Source organism: Desulfosarcina sp. (assembly GCF_055467485.1).
In genome coordinates this window covers 1-18,745 of sequence record NZ_JBUOIV010000027.1, presented here as the reverse complement: position 1 = coordinate 18,745, position 18,745 = coordinate 1, and the positions used below count along the sequence as shown (strand labels likewise).

15 protein-coding genes are annotated in these 18,745 nt (G+C 55.2%); 4 read left to right on the top strand and 11 right to left on the bottom strand.

What is annotated here, in order from left to right; genetic code table 11:
• Positions 1–191 precede the first annotated feature (191 nt).
• From ACZCED_RS13855 to ACZCED_RS13815, 9 genes are all read right to left on the bottom strand, one after another.
• Entirely contained in the window at positions 192–2,627 is a 2,436-nt protein-coding gene (locus tag ACZCED_RS13855; RefSeq protein WP_464861035.1) for a M14 family zinc carboxypeptidase, read from the bottom strand.
• Between the two features lie 472 nt (positions 2,628–3,099).
• Positions 3,100–4,263 carry a pyridoxal phosphate-dependent aminotransferase gene (locus ACZCED_RS13850; RefSeq protein ID WP_464861034.1) on the bottom strand — a complete coding sequence of 388 codons (1,164 nt, stop codon included), beginning with the start codon at positions 4,261–4,263 and terminating at the stop codon, positions 3,100–3,102.
• Between the two features lie 174 nt (positions 4,264–4,437).
• Positions 4,438–6,066 (bottom strand): amidohydrolase, encoded by a 1,629-nt coding sequence (locus tag ACZCED_RS13845; RefSeq protein WP_464861033.1) that lies wholly within the window; start codon positions 6,064–6,066, stop codon positions 4,438–4,440.
• A gap of 64 nt (positions 6,067–6,130) precedes the next feature.
• Positions 6,131–7,168 carry a proline racemase family protein gene (locus ACZCED_RS13840; protein ID WP_464861032.1) on the bottom strand — a complete coding sequence of 346 codons (1,038 nt, stop codon included), beginning with the start codon at positions 7,166–7,168 and terminating at the stop codon, positions 6,131–6,133.
• Between the two features lie 146 nt (positions 7,169–7,314).
• On the bottom strand, positions 7,315–8,415 hold the full coding sequence (locus ACZCED_RS13835) for an ABC transporter ATP-binding protein (RefSeq protein ID WP_462967964.1): 1,101 nt from the start codon (positions 8,413–8,415) through the stop codon (positions 7,315–7,317).
• Between the two features lie 274 nt (positions 8,416–8,689).
• The gene (locus ACZCED_RS13830; RefSeq protein WP_462967963.1) at positions 8,690–9,853 is read right to left on the bottom strand and encodes an extracellular solute-binding protein; all 1,164 of its coding nucleotides are present in this window, start codon (positions 9,851–9,853) and stop codon (positions 8,690–8,692) included.
• A 38-nt stretch (positions 9,854–9,891) separates the two neighbouring features.
• Entirely contained in the window at positions 9,892–10,689 is a 798-nt protein-coding gene (locus tag ACZCED_RS13825; RefSeq protein WP_462967962.1) for an ABC transporter permease, read from the bottom strand.
• 3 nt (positions 10,690–10,692) lie between these two features.
• Positions 10,693–11,559: an ABC transporter permease gene (locus tag ACZCED_RS13820; RefSeq protein ID WP_462967961.1), complete on the bottom strand. Its 867-nt coding sequence runs from the start codon at positions 11,557–11,559 to the stop codon at positions 10,693–10,695.
• Between the two features lie 38 nt (positions 11,560–11,597).
• Positions 11,598–12,389, bottom strand: coding sequence for an IclR family transcriptional regulator (locus ACZCED_RS13815; protein WP_462967960.1), 792 nt, complete (start codon positions 12,387–12,389; stop codon positions 11,598–11,600).
• Positions 12,390–12,513: 124 nt separating this feature from the next.
• Between ACZCED_RS13815 and ACZCED_RS13810 the strand changes: the two genes are divergently transcribed.
• From ACZCED_RS13810 to ACZCED_RS13800, 3 genes are all read left to right on the top strand, one after another.
• On the top strand, positions 12,514–14,976 hold the full coding sequence (locus tag ACZCED_RS13810; RefSeq protein WP_464861031.1) for a radical SAM protein: 2,463 nt from the start codon (positions 12,514–12,516) through the stop codon (positions 14,974–14,976).
• 12 nt (positions 14,977–14,988) lie between these two features.
• On the top strand, positions 14,989–15,651 hold the full coding sequence (locus tag ACZCED_RS13805; RefSeq protein ID WP_464861030.1) for a peptidoglycan DD-metalloendopeptidase family protein: 663 nt from the start codon (positions 14,989–14,991) through the stop codon (positions 15,649–15,651).
• Between the two features lie 568 nt (positions 15,652–16,219).
• A complete protein-coding gene (locus ACZCED_RS13800) occupies positions 16,220–17,023 on the top strand; it encodes a M48 family metallopeptidase (RefSeq protein ID WP_462967957.1) in 804 nt (267 codons plus the stop codon).
• Positions 17,024–17,227: 204 nt separating this feature from the next.
• Here the strand turns inward: ACZCED_RS13800 and ACZCED_RS13795 are convergent, their stop codons facing one another.
• A complete protein-coding gene (locus ACZCED_RS13795; RefSeq protein ID WP_464861029.1) occupies positions 17,228–17,572 on the bottom strand; it encodes a hypothetical protein in 345 nt (114 codons plus the stop codon).
• A gap of 271 nt (positions 17,573–17,843) precedes the next feature.
• Here ACZCED_RS13795 and ACZCED_RS13790 point away from each other — a divergent pair, with 271 nt between their 5' ends.
• Positions 17,844–18,065 carry a hypothetical protein gene (locus tag ACZCED_RS13790; RefSeq protein WP_464861028.1) on the top strand — a complete coding sequence of 74 codons (222 nt, stop codon included), beginning with the start codon at positions 17,844–17,846 and terminating at the stop codon, positions 18,063–18,065.
• Positions 18,066–18,138: 73 nt separating this feature from the next.
• On the opposite strand, the gene ACZCED_RS13785 is transcribed toward ACZCED_RS13790, so the two are convergent.
• The coding region (locus tag ACZCED_RS13785; protein ID WP_464861027.1) for an AAA-type ATPase lid domain-containing protein at positions 18,139–18,745 on the bottom strand (607 nt) is incomplete at its 5' end.

The following is an 18,745-nucleotide window of genomic DNA, read 5'->3' as shown; positions in this document are numbered from 1 at the left end:
GACCTGAGCGTCAACCAAAATTAGGCAGTGGGCGTTCGTTTCAATCGTCCCCTGCCTTTTTTTGCGTCAGGCATAACAGACGCATAAATCGTTCCGGCACCGAGCAGGCGAAACCGATTTTCCTGCCGGTACCGGAACACAAGGGCTAATTCATTTCAATCCAGAGGGCAGCCAATCAATTACTCGGCAGATCAATTCTCCAATCCGTCGTAAATGGCATTGCCGATAATCCGGAAGGTGTTCTCCGGGTGTCCGCGGAAGGTGGCATCGATGCCGATCAGGGACACATCGGACTTGCCGGTGGTCTGGTGAACGATGACCGGCATGTCATTCGCACCGCTGGTCTGCCAGTTTTCCCAGAAACCGGAAAGCAGGAAATCACCGGCATCGAGACGTGCAGAAACCGCTATGCCGCTACCCCATCTGGTAAACCAAACCGGAGAATTTACAAAGGCATATCCATTCTCACGAAATCCTGCGCCCACCGAGTCGTTGGGATCGTAATCGACATTTACAATAGCATTCATATATCCAGCATTCGAATAGTCGACATCAATTATTCCGGCATCAATGGCAAAGTCGGTACCGGTGGTGCGAAGCCCGATATAATCCCCGCCGGCCGCAAACCAGGACGCCATTGAGGCCTGACCGTCTGCGCTCAAACCTCCCCACGACCTGCTTCCATTGATAAACACGTCGTAATTAATTATTAGACCTGAATTCAAATCGTTCCTTGAGACCGTGTCGTATTCAAAACCCAGCCTTTTCAGACACTCGGTTACCCCCGTATCTGCGTATACGGCGATGCTCCGTTTTCGCAAGAGGGTTGCATCTTCCGGCATTTTCCTGAGTGCCAAAAGCGCCAGTCCGTATTTTTTTGCCACCTTGAGGGCCTGCCGTTTGCCGGCCTGCATAATGACAGCACCGGCGCCGATTGTCTCACCGCCATCCTCAAAGGTATTTTCGGCGCGGTAAAGGGTAACGCCCTGGGCCAACAGTTCGTTGGTCGCTTTAAATGCCGCCAGGCTGGTGGGCAGGAAGGCATAGGCGCAGGCTTTGCCTTTTTCCACCGAACCCTTGGGCGCTTTTGCCTTTTTGACCTTCTTGGTCTTGATGTCGATCCGATCCTCCATCACCGCCCGGTATGCCCCCCACAGATAGGGGTGGCTCCAGACCGACGGCGGCGAGTAGAAATAGAGGCCCTCGATGTAGGACAAGTCGAGACCGGGATCCAGAATGGTGTTGGCCATCCCGCGTTTGGGCTGGTTCATCCAGACGACGTAGGTGCCTTTGGGATATTTCACCCCGTCCAGCCAGAAGCTTCGTTGGGCCTCTTCCACCTGGACGTCGTTGAACAGCAGAAAGTCAACCAGGCGAGGGGCCTGGTGCTCGCTGAGTTGATACGGCGGGCCGGCGGGGATCACATAGGCCGCCGGAAATTCCTGGATGGTCAGGTCATTGAATTGATCCCAATCGGTTTCCGCCAATAAGTAGTCGGGAATCAGCTGCTGGGGCAGATCCAGAAAACCGCGCCGGAAGACCTCGATCTGGTCCCGGACCATCTCTTTCTTGTTGGCCACCACGTAGTTGAGGGCACCCCAGACAACGGCGTAGTCGGCGTCAACGCCGTGGCTTTCTTCCGACCAGGTCTCGATGGTGTGGCCGTAGGAGCCGTGGTAGATCGGGTACATGGCCGCGTAGATCGGCGGCCAGTCATCCCAGCCCAAGTCCCAGTCGCGGAAGGGGATGATGGCGGTCTCGTAGGGATAATAGAGGTTGCCGAGCGCTTTTTGCAGGAGCAGTTCGTCCTCCATGGCCACGGACAGTTCCCAGGCCCAGGCAAGGTAGAGGTCGTATTCATAGTTGGGATTGTGCGGCGGGGTGCAGGGTTCGATGAGCATGGGCTGTACATCGTCGTGCAGATCCAGAAAGACCATGGGATTCCATTCGGTGATCACGCTTACGGTGGCCCGGGCTTCCGGTTGACTCTGGGTGATCATGTCACGGTTGATGTCGATACCGTTCGCATTTGCGCGGGTGCCCAGCACCCGTCCGTCGGGGTTCTGCACCACGTTGATCAGGAGGATGATGTTGTCGAGGATGGCCTGCACCGCTTCGGAATTATCGTAAGCCAGGTATTCGATCAGGCGCATGCAGGCGTCGGTGCCCGGGTATTCGTTGCCGTGTATGCTGCCGTTGATGAAGACCGGCACATTGAAATCATCATAGTTTTCGATCAGTGCCAGGGCTTTTTCTGGGTCACTGATCATCAACTTGCGCAGGTCTTTGTGATGGCCCTTGTCCTTGTGTCTTTTTCTCTTTTTGTCCATGGGATTGGTGATCGTGACCAGAAACAGGTTGCGCCCGCCGGCGGACTGGCCGATAACCTCGACACTGACCCGGTCGCTGGTCCGTTGGATCTCACACAAACGCGGTGCGATTTCCGAATAGAGGATCGAATCATATTTGCTGGAGGGAACCTCTTCTTCCGGATCGACAAAACACCAGCCGGGTGTTTTGTCCTGGTGTTTGTGCTTGGCCATTGCCGTGGCAGGCATGGCCAGCAGGGTAACGGCCAGCAGACCAAAAAGTAAAAATGGCAGTCTTAATCTTAGATCTTTCATCATCACGCTCCTCCTTTTCCATGGTCGCCTTATGATGCAAGGCAGATTAAACACCGCGGCAGCGAATTGCGATCGCCGCCTTACCGGAACCAATCGGTTCGCGTAACCTCCTCACCGCCTGACAGATAGAGGGCTCCAGCCATTGTATTCGTCGGGCGCTGTTGTCGAATGCCGATCCGACAAATAGGCCGTACCCACCATGAGCATCAATTTGAGTACAAAAATGTTTCGCATCCATCTTTAATTTTCAGAATGGCGAAACAGGTCGAAACAGATTATGGGGGAATAAAAAAAGGCGTGAGACAGTGCTCTAAGTTGAGAAACATCCGCTGTTGGGAAGTGGATTCAAAAAAATATCGAACGGTCCAGAATGGTCGAATGCACAACCCAAGATGCGAAGATGCCGACCCAACTCGAACGATCCGTAATTATCTATCCAAGGTAGGTTTTGTTGTCAAGGCAGGATTTTTCCGATTTACCCCTTGATGAGTGTTTTCAGTTTCTTCAACCGTTTTCCGGTTTCAGCCAGAATTTCCTCGGAACGTGAAAAGTGAAGCCGGATCAGGTGGTTGACCGGTTCGCGGAAGAAACTGGAGCCGGGCACGGCGGCTACCCCCACCTCCCTGGCCATCCAGCGGCAGAATTCGCTATCGTCGGTCACGCCGAACTCAGAACAATCCACCATCACGTAATAGGCTCCCTGGGGTTTGGTATACGAGAGCCCGGCATCGTCCAGATAGCTCAGGAACAGGTCTCTCTTGCGCGTGTAGTCGGCCGTGAGTTGTTCATAGTAGCTCATTGGCAGCTCAAGCGCGGTGACGGCGGCTTCCTGCAACGGGGCGGCGGCACCCACGGTGAGAAAATCATGCACCTTGCGCGCGCCGGCGATGACCGATTCCGGCCCGATTACATAGCCCAACCGCCACCCGGTCATGTTGTAGGTCTTGGACAGGGAACTGCAGGATATGGTCCGGTCGAACATCTCCGGCAGGGAAGCCATGTAGCGGTGGCGGTGGGGGGGGTAGACAATGTGTTCATAGACCTCGTCGGTGATCACGAAGGCGTCGAACTCCTTGGCCAGATCGGCGATGATCTCCAACTCCTCCAGTGAGAAGACTTTCCCGGACGGATTGGACGGATTGCACAAAACGATGGCCTTGGGCCTTTGCATAAAGGCGGCGCGGAGTTCGTTCAGATCGAAATTGAAATCCGGGGGGTGCAGGGGAACATATATGGGTTGGGCGCCGCTGAGGATGGTATCCGCCCCGTAGTTCTCATAATAGGGAGAGAAGATAATGACCTTTTCACCGGGATTGCAGGCGGTCATCATGGCACTCATCATGGCTTCGGTGCTGCCACAGGTCACCACCACGTTGACGTCGGGATCGAGGTCGAGCTCCATCCAGTGGCGTTGCTTATTTACCAGGGCCTGTCTGAAACGCGGCGCCCCCCAGGTAACCGCATACTGGTGGGGACCTTCGGCCATGGCCTTTTTTCCGGCGGCCAGGACTTCCGGCGGCGGGTCGGCATCCGGGAACCCCTGGGACAGGTTGATGGCATCGTATTTCTCAGATACGCGAGTCATCTCGCGGATGACGGACTCGGTGAACAAGGTCAGGCGATCTGCAGTTTTGGGCATGGGAACTCCAATCAAAAATAAAGTTTTACGTTCCACGTGTTAAGCAAAGGATCGTTATCGGCTAAAGAATAGTGTCTGTAACCGACATTCAACCAGACGGCAACCCTTTTATCAGCCAGTTGATCCCATCCAATGGAACGCATACATTGACTCAACCACTTAAACCTTGGCTGCTTAACCGGTTCGGTGGACGATCTTCCCTTCGAACAGGGTCATATCGACTTTTATCAAGGGCATCCGAGATGGCGGAGATGCCAATAAATTCTCACTGAGCACTGCGAGATCCGCTTTTTTTCCGGGTGCGATCATACCCAGATCAGTGGCTCCATGGACAGCCGCCGGAGTGGCCGTGTAGGCTTGAATCGCTTCGGCGGCCGTTACTCGGTTTTGCGGATGCCAGCCGCCTTGTGGCGTTCCATCTGCGCGCTGGCGTGTCACCGCCGCGTGAATACCCACCAGCGGATCAGGGTCGCACACCGGGCAGTCCGAGCTGAACATGACCGGTGCACCGGTGTCCATCAACCGTCGGAAGGCATAGGTCCACCGGCCCTTTTCCCCCACCGCTGAATCGATGAGGTTTATATCCAGGACCATGTTGGCCGGCGTCACGCAAAGCGCCAGGTGAAGCGTGCGCAGCCGGTCTGCATCCTCCGGCCGGATCATCTGCACATGTTCGATGCGGTGTGGGATCGGGGTGCGTGATCCACCGGACCGTGCCCGGCTGGATTCGAGGGTCTCAAAGATAGTGATCAACTCCCGGTTGGCGCGATCTCCCACCGCATGCACCATCACCGACAGGCCGGCTTCGTCGGCCCGGTGGATGTCATGGGCCAGCGCGGCCATGTCCATGAGCGGCATGCCGCGTTGCGCATCCAGATACGGATCGATCATCCAGGCGGTGCGTGCGCCCATGCCGCCGTCGGAGAAGAATTTGACGTGGCCCACGCGCAGCCGGTTGTTGCCGAACCCTGTGCGCAGGCCCAGTCCGATGATGTCGTCCAGGCGGTCTCCCGGCAGGGTGACCCACGTTCGAAGCGCCAGGCGGCCGTTCCGGTCCAACGCCTGGAACGTCTGAAACGCACCGGCACCGTCCTTGTCGGCCATCAACCGCACATCATGAATGCCGGTGACGCCCCGGCGGTGAAGGGCACGGGTCGCCTCTTCGAAGGCTTGCGTCACCTGATCCGCATCTGGCGGCGCAACCGCCTGGCGTACAAGATTGATGGCCAGTTCCCGCAGAATTCCTGTGGGTTCGCCAGCAGCATCACGTTCGATCCTGCCCTCCGGCGGATCCGGGGTGCCGGCGTCGATATTGGCAAGCTTCAGGGCGGCTGAATTGGCGGCAGCCAGGTGCAGATCGCAGCGCCACAGCAGCACCGGGTGGTTCGGCACCGCCTGGTCCAGCGCTTGGCGGGTGGGCATGCGCGGTTCTCGCCAATCGGTTTCGTTCCATCCCTGACCCATGATCCATTGGCTCGGTGGCCGGTCAACGGTTTCCTGACGAACGCGTTCCAGCAGTTCCTCGAGGCTTGTCAGGTCATCGAGGCGCACACCCTGACGCTTGAGGGCATATTCATAAAAATGGATGTGCGTATCGATGAATCCCGGCACCACCAGGCGGCCGTCTAAATCGATGGTTTGGGTGTCTGCAACGGCCAGATGCAGGATGTCGCCGTTGGTGCCCGCAGCCAGAATCCGGCCCTGCCCGATGGCAAGGGCCTGGGCAATCGGCTGCCGGGGATTCTGGGTGGCAATGACGGCGTTGGACAGGATGACGTCGGGAACGGGTGTTGATGCGTGCACGAGCGGTTTCTCCGGAAAAAGGTGTGAAAAGGGGTTGAGGTTTAGTGACGCCTGGGTTCAATCCTCACAGTAAAAAACCTTCGGGGAAGGGGTCGCTGGCGTCCACGACAAACTGATGATAACCGGTTATCTGGGCGTTTCCCCGGACCTGGCCCACGATGGCGGCAAATTCACCGACGGACATGGTCTCGACGATCCGTCCTTCGAACACCGTGCCCAGGGGGCTGGCATTTTTGTAGACCTGGCCTGGACCGAGTTTGCCCTGGTGGTGGAGCAGCGTCATCTTGGCCGTGGTGCCGGTGCCGCACGGTGAACGGTCCATGTGGGATTCTCCGTATACCACGACGCTCCTGCCGGTCCCCGAAACCGGATCTTCGTCATAAAATTCGGTAACGTCTACGGTTTTCACCTCCGGTCGCCCGGGATGGTAAACGCTACATGCCTGGTTGGCCGCCTCGATAACGGCCATCCCCAACGGAATCAGGCGATGGCTGTTGGCCGGGACCAGGTCGATGCCCACGGATCGGGCCGAGACCATGGCGAAGAAGCCGCCCACGCAGACCAGATCGACGGGGATCCTGCCAACCCCGGGAATCTCAAGTTCACGGCCGGTATCAAAAACGAACGAGGGCACCATGTCGATGGCTACTGATTCCACACGGCCACCTCGAACCCGGGTGTGGGCATCCAGCGGCCCCGACGGGGTGTCGACCGTGATTACCGTGTCGCCGTTCTCGGCGGCGATCGCCCCGGACTCGATCAGGGTGGCCACGGCACCGATGGTGGCGTGGCCGCACAGGTAGGGATAGCGCCGGGCGTCCATGTAAAACAGCCCGAATGTGCCTTTACGGCTGACCGGTTCGGTCACCACGGCCGCCATGATGCCCCGGTGCCCCCGGGGTTCACGGGTAAGCAGTTTGCGGACATGATCATAGCGGGATTCGAAATGGTCCCGCTTGGCTTTCATCGTGCTGCCCGGCAGACTGCCGACCCCGCCGACCAGCAGGCGGGTGGGTTCACCCTGGGTGTGAGAATCGATGGTGACGATTCGATCCGGATAGCGAAGGAAGAATCCGTTTTCGAGTAGATCCAGTTTGAGCATACACTTACCCCTGTCAATGACATGTTAATCCGAACATGATAATCATCATCCGGTGGACTACCAACCGTAAATACAAAACCTGAAAACGATAATGACAGCTTTCAGGTTTCGGGTTGAACGGACTCGGGTAGAAACATTCTGTCGGGTCATTCAAGTGGAATCAGGTGGCAATGGTGGGGAGATACCTGAACGCTGACCGATTCACCGTTGCTGTAGAGCCTTGTGCGCATCATGCTGATGATGTGAATTTCACGGCCGGTCGCCAGTTCAATGAAGTAGCTGACCTCGCCGCCCATGTAGCTGCGGTCTTTGATGCGGCCCTCGAAGTGGTTCATCCCTTCGACCGGTTTGAATTCATCCTTGGGGAAGGCATCGAACCGCTGGGCGCGGACGATTATCTCCACCGCGTCGCCAGTCGAAAATCCGCCCTTGTTTTTTGCAAAGAGGACGTCGCCGGTTTCGATCCTGACGTTTACATGATCGTTATCGATCCCCACGACTTCACCCTTAATAAAATTGGAATGACCCAAAAAATCGGCCACAAAATGGTTGGTCGGCTCATTGTAGACCGTCTCGGGGTCTCCTTCCTGCTGTTTGCGGCCGGCCTTCATGACCAGGATCTTGTCCGACATGCTCAGCGCTTCCCGCTGGTCATGGGTGACGAAGATGGTGGTGACACCGAGCATCCGCTGGAGGTTGTCCACCTCACGGCGCATCTCTTCCCTCAAATTTTCATCCAGGGCGGAAAGGGGCTCGTCCATCAGCAATACGTCCGGTTCAATTACAATGGCTCGCGCCATGGCGATGCGCTGCTGCTGCCCGCCGGAGAGCTGGCTGGGCATGCGGTTCTCCACACCGGGCAGGCGGACCATTTCCAGCGCACGGGTCACTTTTTTCTGGATGTCCGCCTTTGACACGTCACGGTATTTCAGCCCGAAGGCCACGTTTTCATATATGTTCTTGTGGGGAAACAGGGCATAGTTCTGAAAAATCATCCCCAGGTTGCGCTTGTGGATCGGCGTGTCGTTGATGCGGACCCCTTTGATGAAAATATCACCCTCGGTGGGCTCCTCCAGCCCGGCCACCATGCGCAGCAGCGTCGTCTTGCCGCACCCTGATGGGCCCAGTAGGGTTACCAGGCTGCCCTCTTCGATATCAAAATCCATTTTTTCGACGGCGACGACGTCACCGAACCGTTTTAAAATGCCTTTGAACTGCACTATGGGCCGCTTTTTGCCGGTTGCCACGCTATTCTGTCTCCCTCTTCTGATTTTGCTATCTGGTCCGGGCCGCTGCGCAGCAACGCTAAGGACCGGATTGATTCCACGATTGATGTGCGCCATCATGGCACCAGTTGCGAATCCTAAACGGTAGGTCGGGGTTCAGGCGAAGGCCGCAACGATATTGAAACCGGAGGCGTAGCAGCGCTACGTCGAGGATAGCGCTGAAGCTTCACTACGTGTTCAATATCGCGAGAACGCCGGCCTGGGCCGCAAGATGCCGTTTAGGATTCGTAACGAACTAACTGCCAGCTTTTATCCTGTCCCACTTCTCCGTCCATTCCACCTGGTGCGCATTCCAGTAGGCCGGATTGGCAAACAGATACCCGTCCAACTTGCCGGTGGGGTCGAAGGCCGGCATCTTTTTGATTTTATCGGTCAACTCGACTTTGGACGGATCCAGACTGGGCGGATAATTCTGCCCCTCGGCCACGGCGATGGCAGCGGCCGGTTCGAGCATGAAATTGAGCAGCTGCTGGGCGATGTCCAGATCGGTGCCTTTCAGGACGAAGAGATATTCCATCCATGAATAGGTGCCTTTGGGAGAGAGGTAGCCGATGGGGTTGCCTTCCTGCTGAAGCGCGGCCACCCGTCCGGACCAGGCCACTGTGGCGTAGATTTCCTCATTGGCCAGCAGACTCATCAACTCGGCGCCGGAGGCCCAGTATTTTTTCATCAGGTCGCGCTGCTCACGCAGGGCCGCCCAGATGGCCTTAAGGTCGGTCATGTTGTTGGGGCTCTGTCCGGTGTGCAGCGCCGCGTACCACATGTTGGTCCTGAAGTCGCCTTCCCAGCTTCCCAGCTTGCCCTTCAAACTTTTGTCCCACAGCAGTGAGGCACCGAGCTTTTCCGCCTTCTCCTTGCTGATGTGCTTGGTGTTATAGGCGATGCCGGTCTGGCCCAGGTCGTAGGGCACGGCCGAGAGGGTGCCCTTGGTGATCTCCCGCAACGGTTTGATCATGGATTCCATGACATTTTTAAGATTGGGGATCTTGGCTTCGTCCAGCACCGACGCAAACCCCAATTCGGCATAGCGGGCATAATCGAAAACAGCGCTCAGATGGGCGATGTTGAATTCTCCGCCCGGCGGATAGGAAGCCTTAACGCGCGTCAGGTAGGAGTTCATGTCACCGAATTCACCATCGATGACCTCGATGCCCGTGGCGTTGGTAAAGGGCTTGAAGGCGTGTTCCCTGAACGCTTCGGAAACCGAGCCGCCCCAGCCATCGAAGCGGATGGATTTGGCCGCCCAGGCATCCTTGACGGCGTTTCCGAAGGGCGAACCGATCAGCCCGATGGAGGCGCCGGCAAGGCCTAAATACTTGAGAAAGTGACGGCGGCTGAGTTTGCCGGTTTTATACGCGTCATACACCCGATCCAGTTTTTCTTTCGTTACGATAGCCATGGGTACTCCTTTCAGATGATGGTTGTCAGATCTGGGCCCTAATCCTTTATTTTTGAGAACTTGCGTGACAGATAGCCCGCAAGCAGAGGGGTGGCAACGGTCAGTACGATCATGACGGCCCCCAGGGCATTGATTTCCGGGCTGATCGAATTCCTGAGCATGCTGAAGATCTTCACCGGAACGGTCTGGTTCTGGGCGGTGGCCCAGAAAAGTGTTGCCGTGATGTCGTCGAAAGAGATGGTAAAGGCAAACAGCGCTCCGGCCAGAATGGCTGGCAGCAAAAGCGGGAAGGTGATCTCCCTGAACGTTTGAAATGCGTTGGCTCCCAGGGATTTGGCCGCCTCTTCGTACTCTTTTCGTATGCCCACCAGCCGGGCCTGGACGATCAGCAGCACATAGGGCAGGGTCAACACGACGTGCCCGATCAGCAGCAGTGCGAAGCTCTTGGGCTGTTGGAGAAACCGTAAGAACAGCAGCAGGGCCACACCCAGAACCACTTCCGGGATCATGATCGGTGAAAGCAGCAGGGTGTTGAGGGTGTTTTTGCCGGGAAATTCGAAACGGATGAACGCCATGGCAGCCAGGATGCCGATCCCGGTCGATATGATCGCGGTCAACGATCCCAGGACCAGCGAATTTTTAAATGCATCGATGATCGATTCATTCTGGGCCAGCTTGATGAACCACCGGAAGCTGACGCCCTCCATGGGAAAGATGCCGAACTGCTTGGGGTTGAAGGCCAGCACGATGACCACGACGATGGGAGCGAACATGAACACGTAGACGAGGACCGTGTAGATCTGGATCAAAGTCCATCCCGGTGAGAATTTTTTCATCGTCTATTTTCCCTGAAGGCTTTTGAATATCTGGTTGATTCCCAGATATCGGTTGTAGGTCCACACGATCACGAACAGCAGGGAGAGCAGGATCACGCTGATGGCCGAGCCGAAAGGCCAGTCCAGTGTACCGATGACCCGCTTGAAAATCAGGTTGGCGATCATGTCATTTCCCGGGCCGCCCAATATCATGGGAGGCAGATAGGTGCCGGCGGTGAGCACGAAGACCAGCAGGCAGCCTGCGCTCACACCCGGAAGGCTCAAGGGCAGAGTCACCTCCCGGAAAGCCTGCCACTCGGTACAGCCCATGCAGCGGGCGGCCTCGAGAAGGCTTTTGTCGATGCCTTCCAGGCTGACGTAGATGTTGAGCACCATGAACGGCAGCAGATACATGATCAATCCCATCAGAACGGTGAACTCGTTGTACAGCATTGAAATGGGCGAATCGATCAGTCCGATCTTCAACAGGGTATGGTTGATCAACCCCGAATCGCCCATGATGTTGATCCAGCTCATGGTGCGGATGATGAAGCTGACCCAGAACGGCAGCATGATGAGCAAAAGAAAGACTTTTTTATAGCGGCTTTCGCTGCGGTAGAAATAGTAGGCGGGGATATAGCCCATGACCACGCAGAGAAAGACGGTTTCAAAGGAGATGCGAATCGTCCGGATGAGAATCTTCGGATAGAAGAAATCCTCGAAGAATTTGGCGTAATTGCCGAACTGGAAGGCGGGGATGTCCGCTCCGCTGGGGGCGCGCAGCCAGAAACTGTAGACCACGATAAAGCAGACCGGTATCACCAGAAGTAGAAAAACGGCGCTCATGGACGGCGCCAGCAACGCCCATGGTTTCCAACTGTTAGATTTCATGATCGGTGTGCCATGCTTGAAAGGGTTTCTCCATTGTTTTACTGCCTGCGATTTTTGTCTGGCGGGAGCAGTTCGGACAGCTTCCTGGCCGTCTCCCGGATCATGCCCGCATACTTGACCCTGACATCGTCTGCACTGTGCTGGAGGACCGAAAAGTCAAAGCAGACCGCGCCGACACCCTTTCCGGTGAGCGGGTCGAACAGAGGCGCGCTGATGGTGATCAATCCCGGCAGATACTCCTCCTCCGACATGGCAAACTGATTGGCTTTGGCCTTTTTTATCTCCTTAAAAAGAATCGCTTTGTCTACGATCGTATTGGGAGTCTTGGGCAAAAGCGCCATTGACGCGATCTTTTCAGCGATCAGGTCGTCGGGCAGAGCGGACAGGTATGCCTTGCCCAATGCCGTGTTATGCAGGCTGTTTTTCGAAAAATCGGGCAGGCTGTAAGTCAACGTCTCATCGGCTCCGCGGTAGTAGATGCGCACCAGCGTGTCATCCACCGCAAAGGCCACATCGATGCTTATATTTTTCTCCCGGTGAATCCGGTCCACGACTTCCTTGATCAGCCTCAGGTGATCCGTGGCCCGCATCAGATTGGCGCAGAACAGGAGACACAGGATCGCGGGGCGGATCTCCTTGGTTTTGGTGTCCTTTTCCAGGTATCCCAACTCCACCAACGTGTTGATGTAGCGGTAGGTGGAGGTCATGTTCAGATCCAGCGTTTTGGCGATTTGACTCTGGGTCATGACCGGGCTGTCACGGTTGAAAAGAGAAAGGATTTTCAATCCCTTTTCCAAGGACTTTGAAAAATAATATTTTCCTTTTGACATACCGATTGGGGATGATTTACTATCACACTATAATAGAAATGATATTACTATAATAGTTAAAATGACAAATTTCTAAACGAATGTCAATCACTATTTTAAATTCAGCCTTCGGGGAGGGAGCGGCATGCCGAAAGATGATAAATTAATGCGGATCGTTTACGCGCACTCGGGTGAAGAAAACGAGGTGCCGCTGTCCAGCCTGGTTGCCGCGCTTGTCGATTTTCTGGATCATTTCGGCGTCAAATCGCTCGTTGGCCGTTCGTTTTGTCAGATCGTCCAGACGGGTGACGGCACCACAAAATTTAACCGGTTGCTCGACGCGTGCGGGCGTGGCGGCGATCCCGAGGGATTTTTTTCCGAATTGCTGTCACGGTTGGCCGGCGCCGACGGTACCCGAAAAATCACCGTCAACGGTATCGAGCTGCCCCATCTGATGCTAATGGCGATTATGGAAGTCGTCCTGCCCGGCAATGCATTCATATCCATCAAAAAGGCCGATCAACTGGAAAAGGTCGCCAATATCCGTATCCCGGAGGCCGACCGGGCGGATATCCAGTCGGTCATCGATACTTACCCGGTCAGGCTGTCCATGCACACGATCCGCCAGATGCGGGTATCCGGCGACGTGGCCTATCAGTATCTGCCTTTTGTCCAGGAACTGGACAACACCGGGCACACAAACACCTGGATCGGCCAGTTTCACCAGGGACTGCTCGAGCAGATGTACCAGAACCGGGTCATTTTCCTGCTGAACATGAGCTGCCCGGTATACTGCCGGTTCTGTTTCCGCAAACACAAGGATTCCCGCAACGAAGCCAACCCCACACCGGCGGATGTCGACAAGGCAGTCGCGCATGTGGCTGCGTCGCCATCCATCAAGGAAATTGTGATCACCGGCGGGGACCCCTTCATGAACCGGGCGAACATGGCCCATGCCATCGACGGCCTCATGAAGATCGACCATGTCCAGACCCTTCGCCTGGCCACGCGTTCCATTGCCTATTACCCCCATCTGTTCCTGTCTGACGATGCCGCCCTGCTGGACTACCTGAAGAGAAAAAACCTCGAGCTTCAGCATCACGGCAAGCGCATGGAAGTCGCCACCCACTTCATTCATCCCGATGAAATCTCCCCGCAGAGCCTGATGATCATCGCCGACCTGGTCAAAAACGGGATCGCGGTATACGTTCAGACGCCGTTTTTAAACAACTGCAACGATGAGGGCCCCGAACTGGTCCGCCTGTTCAGCCTGCTGCGCGGGGCGGGTGCGGAACTTCACTATATTTACATTCCCTGCAGTCCTATCCACGGAAACAACGTATACTGGGCGCCGATTTCAAAGGGACTGGCCGTCGGCAACTACCTGCGGGCCCATCTGTCCGATCGCGTGATCCCGCGGATCTGCACGGCTACCCCCATCGGCAAGATGGACTGGCACACCAGCGGCTGGGCCGTGGAGCCGGTGGCGGAAAACGAAAACTTCATGTGGATTCGAACGCCCTACACGCCTGCGTATTTCAAGCGTTTTGCACCCATTGCCAACGACCTGGATAATATACGGATCAACGACGAGGGCACCATCGACATCCAGTACATGGCGCAAATCGGCGACGAATCGCTATTTCTGGGGGCGCGGCCGCCCCGACCGGACGGCAGTGCGCCGGCCGTGCGGCAAAGCACCGAGGCGATACTGCCGATGGTGCGCAGGGGGGAGAAAATGGCGCCATCGATTGTCGAAACCGGGTCTTCAACGATTTCCCGCGTCCATGAGACCCGGGTGGAGATGGATGCCGAGGCCGTCGATGAGGATTATAGCTATATCCGCGGCGATGACCGGATTACCGACGTGGTGATCGTTTCAGCAACGGATGCCGTCGACTGCCTGTTCCGGATCCGCCGCATCGTTCGCGCACTCGAAGCGATCCCCCACGTCAATGCGGTGCGGCTGCGCAGCCTGAAGTTCAACTATGAACCGGAGAGCTACACCCCGGTGGTGATCGACGAACTGGCCGATCTTAACAAACTGACCATGGTGTCTCCGCTGCGGTTGGAAATCGAGACGCAGTTCCTGATCGCCGATGAATTGCAGCCGGAACACACGCGATTGACCCGACTTCTCAACAACAAAGGCATCACGGTCTACTGCAACACACCGCTGCTGGGCGGAATCAACGATACGCCGGAAGCCATCCATCAATTGGCCTATGCCTGCCGTCGGGCCAGCATCGAGTTCCACCATCTGTATGTCGCCGGTCTGGCGGTCCAGAACCGCTGGAACCTGGACCATCCGGTGGCCCTTTACGATGTCGTCGACATCGCCACGCGGGTGCGGCGTGAGGGCAGCGGGCGGGAGGTGCCCCGCTATATCATCCGCACCGCGCTTGGTGAGGTGGATTTCGGCCTGTCATCCACGATCCTTGGTCGGGACGGTGAGCTTTCCGTCAAACTGCGGCCCTACGATCTGTCCTATTTTACCGCCTTGCAGCCCGATTTTTCCTGGCCGGTGGATGTGTCGGAAGATGTCGACGGCAACCCGGTCGTGCCGGTGACCGGCCTGCTGAAAACCACGGATTTCGCCTTGTCGTAGACAGGAGGCCCGATGTACTATCCATTTTTGCTTTTCAACGAAAAAATCGACCACCGGCCGATCTTCACCGGTCTGCAGGGCGATCCTTATGTCGCGGATCTGTCACCGGCCAGCCCGCTGCTGCACGGGCTGGATGTAAGGGATCAGAAAGGGTTCCAGCGGATCCTGGACGAGAAGATGGGACCTGTCTACCGCTGGGGCTTTTCCCCCTACCTGGAGCGGCGCGACAGCCTGCTCGGCGACTGCCCGCAGATGGTGGCCGACCAGCGATTCATCCATCTGGGCCTGGATGTGATCGTGGACCTGGGTACGCCGCTGCATGCGCCGCTGGACGCCACCGTGGCCGACAGCGGCTATGAGGCAGGGGAGGGCAACTACGGCGGCTGGGTGCTGTTGAAACACGCCAATCCCCATTTCGAAACGTTTTACAGCCTTTACGGCCACTTGTGTAAATCACGTCTGCCGGCTGCCGGTCAGGATTTCGCGGCCGGTGCGGTCTTCGCCGCGATCGGTGATTTCCATGAAAACGGCAACTGGTTTTACCACACCCACATTCAGGTCATCACCCAGAAGGGGCTGGACCGGGGCTATCTGTCCAAGGGGTATTGCACGCAGGCAGACCTGGCTGAGATGAATGATCTGTGCCCGTCGTCTGTCCCTCTTTTTAAACGGTGAGACGTTATCGCGTGTGAGCCGTTGACGTTCCATCCTTTCCAGGATTGAACAGACAATTCGCACCCTGTCTTCAGGTCCCCCGAGATGGGGACCTCCATTGAAAACCCACACGATCGTTCATTGATCTTGGCGGTCTATCCGCTTGATAGGGACGTGTCGGACCATCCGATCATCAGGATCCATTGCCTTTTGGGTATCAGCACTGTCCTTTGCAGGGCTGGATTCAAGACCGATCACCGTGCTATCGAAATCGGTAGCCGGATCATGGGGGTGAAAGAGATTGTCTGACCATTGATCAATCCCCACGGAAAGAAAAAGGCATCGGCTTACCGCCATTTACAGGTTTCGGTTGTGACTTTCATGGTCGCTCGCACAGCGCGCCGACGATCTCGATCCCTCTGTTGCATTCAAGTTCAAATCGGCATCCGTTCCTTTTAAGCGTTGGATGATCTTAACGCCCCCCAGCATTGATTTTTGAAATTTTATCACTAATTTTTAGATCAAATTATCAACAGAGGGGGCCGAGGGATTACCGATCAGGCACTCTCTCTACTTACAGGGCATTATAATGAAAAAGCGGTTTCGTGTTTTTATGCTTCTGGCCATTCTGATGGTCTCCTGCGCGACCAGTCCCACAGGAAGGCGTCAACTCATCATCGTCTCGGAAGACGCTGCCATCGCCGCTTCCAAACAGGCATATACGGAGATGCTTCAACCCTATGCCCAGAAAGGAAAAATCGATAACGATTCGGCATTGAAGGATCGTGTTTACAGGATTACCGGACGCCTGATCGCCCAGGCCGTGAAGATGCGCCCGGAAACCGAGGATTGGTCATGGAGCATTAAAATTATCGATGACCCGGAAACGGTCAACGCGTGGGCGATGGCAGGGGGAAAAATGGCCCTTTATACGGGTCTCGTGGAAAAGCTTCAGGCAACCGATGACGAACTGGCGCAAGTCCTTGGTCATGAGATCAGCCATGCCCTGGCCAAACATTCGGCCGAAAAAATGTCAGTGGCCATGGCCAGTTCGATCGGGGTTGCCGCGGTAGGTGTCCTGTCGGATAATAATAAATTGGCCTTGCCTGGAGCGGCCCTCGCTGCAGCCTATGCAGTGCAAATGCCAAACAGTCGTGCAGCAGAATCCGAAGCGGACCGGATTGGCATCGAACTGGCGGCAAAGGCTGGTTATGATCCCCGGGCTGCGATCACCCTCTGGCAGAAAATGGCCAAAGCGGGTGGTAAAGGCCCCCCTGAATTTCTCAGCACCCATCCGGCTCCGGAAAATCGCGAGAAAAAGCTCGCGGCGTTGGTGCCTGAGATGATGCCATATTACGAACAGAAAGGTGAACGCCCTTTTTACAAACTGTAAAAGGGTTGTTTCTGTCATTTTTTCAGTGTCCTGAATAAACCAATAATTTCAATATGCTAATTGGGGAATTGATGGTGATTTGGATGTTTAATTTATGGCAAGCTCTATGGAATTTATGCAATGCTGCTTTTCATGTGATAGACGAATCTATATTTCAATATGACTCCGGTACAATTTCTCCTCCAATACCGGCAAAAAAAGGCATCATTTATTTGCCCTGTCTTTCCCTAAAAAGAGTATTTTAATATCCCCATTTGCTTTGAAACTCGCAATAAGGAGATAGGGGGCGAGAAACATTATCCCGCCAAAAAGCCCCAGCACACCTAAGACAATTCCACCTGCGGAGAAATGGTGACGCCAAGCCAGCCATAGCCCTGAAAGTATAAGGAAACAGAAAAAATCGAAATTGAACTGCCCAGGCCATGTCATGGCTGCCATATCACCAAAAAAGATGGGAAGTAGGTTCCAACCATGATTTGATATCACAACTCCCGTGAAACTGATGATGGCAACTATAAAAACAATCAACAATGTTCGAAACGCACCCATCGGTTTCCTCCTTCTTTGTTTGATTCGAACACACTTTCCGCATACAGTAAACGCAAAAGGTTTATAAGTCGATTACCTCAGAGGTAATATTTATGCAGAATTTTATAGAAATTCAAAGAAAGCATGAATCGGCTGGCAGCTTTTTACGTTTCTGGCGTAAACATAACAGGATGAGCCAGATGGATCTGGCACTGGAAGGCGCATTTCCACCAAGCATTTAAGTTTTTTGGAAACAGGCAGGTACACACCCAGTCGCAGTCTGGTCCTTGACATGGCTCAATCGTTAAAACTGCCTCTTAGGTACCGCAATTCGTTTCTCAAAGCCGCCGGATATGCTTCCGAGTTTGGTGAAGAACCGTTTAACGGGAAAAAGATGGAAATCGTCCGACAGGCCTTGCAACCGGATGGAATGTTAAAAGTCACCTGGAACCTTTGCGGCGGGATGATGGATAAAACACTTATCAGCTATCTGCTGATTCCTGACCCTTATTAATCGTGCGATCGAAGAATGTAACACCAATGGAAAATCGAATTTATCGGTAAAAGCATCATGGTGTTTTGCCATCTCACTCTTTTTTAAGTTTTCGAAAAGGAATGCCCAGTTTTTTCATCTTAGAACGCAGCGTGCCAGGGTTCACCCCGAGAACATCACCCGCACCACCGGGGCCGTGAATCTTGCCACCTGTGAGTTGGAGAACGTGTTGGATATGGTCCTTTATCAGCGCATCGAGTTCCAGCGTTTCGTCTGCAGGCATACCGGTCGCTGCTTTGTCAGGTTTAACGGGGGAGAGCCCCAAGTCGTCGAATCTTAGCGGTTTGCCCCTGTGGAGTATCATGGCGCGTTCGATGACATTTTCAAGCTCCCGCACATTGCCAGGCCAATCGTAAGCCATCAAGGAGTCGATGGCACCGCCTGCCAATGTCGGCGTGACGGCGATCTTGAGTTCTTTTGCTTTGCGGTCGATAAAGTGCTGGATGAGGGAAGGGATATCGCTGCGGCGATGGCGCAGCGGCGGGACCAATATTGGGAACACATTCAGCCGAAACCATAAATCCTCGCGAAATTTTCTATTCTTGACCATCTCTTCCAGGTTTCGATTGGTGGCCGCGATAACGCGTATATCCAAGGAGATGGTTTCCACCCCACCCACCCGCTCTATTTCCCGGCTCTGC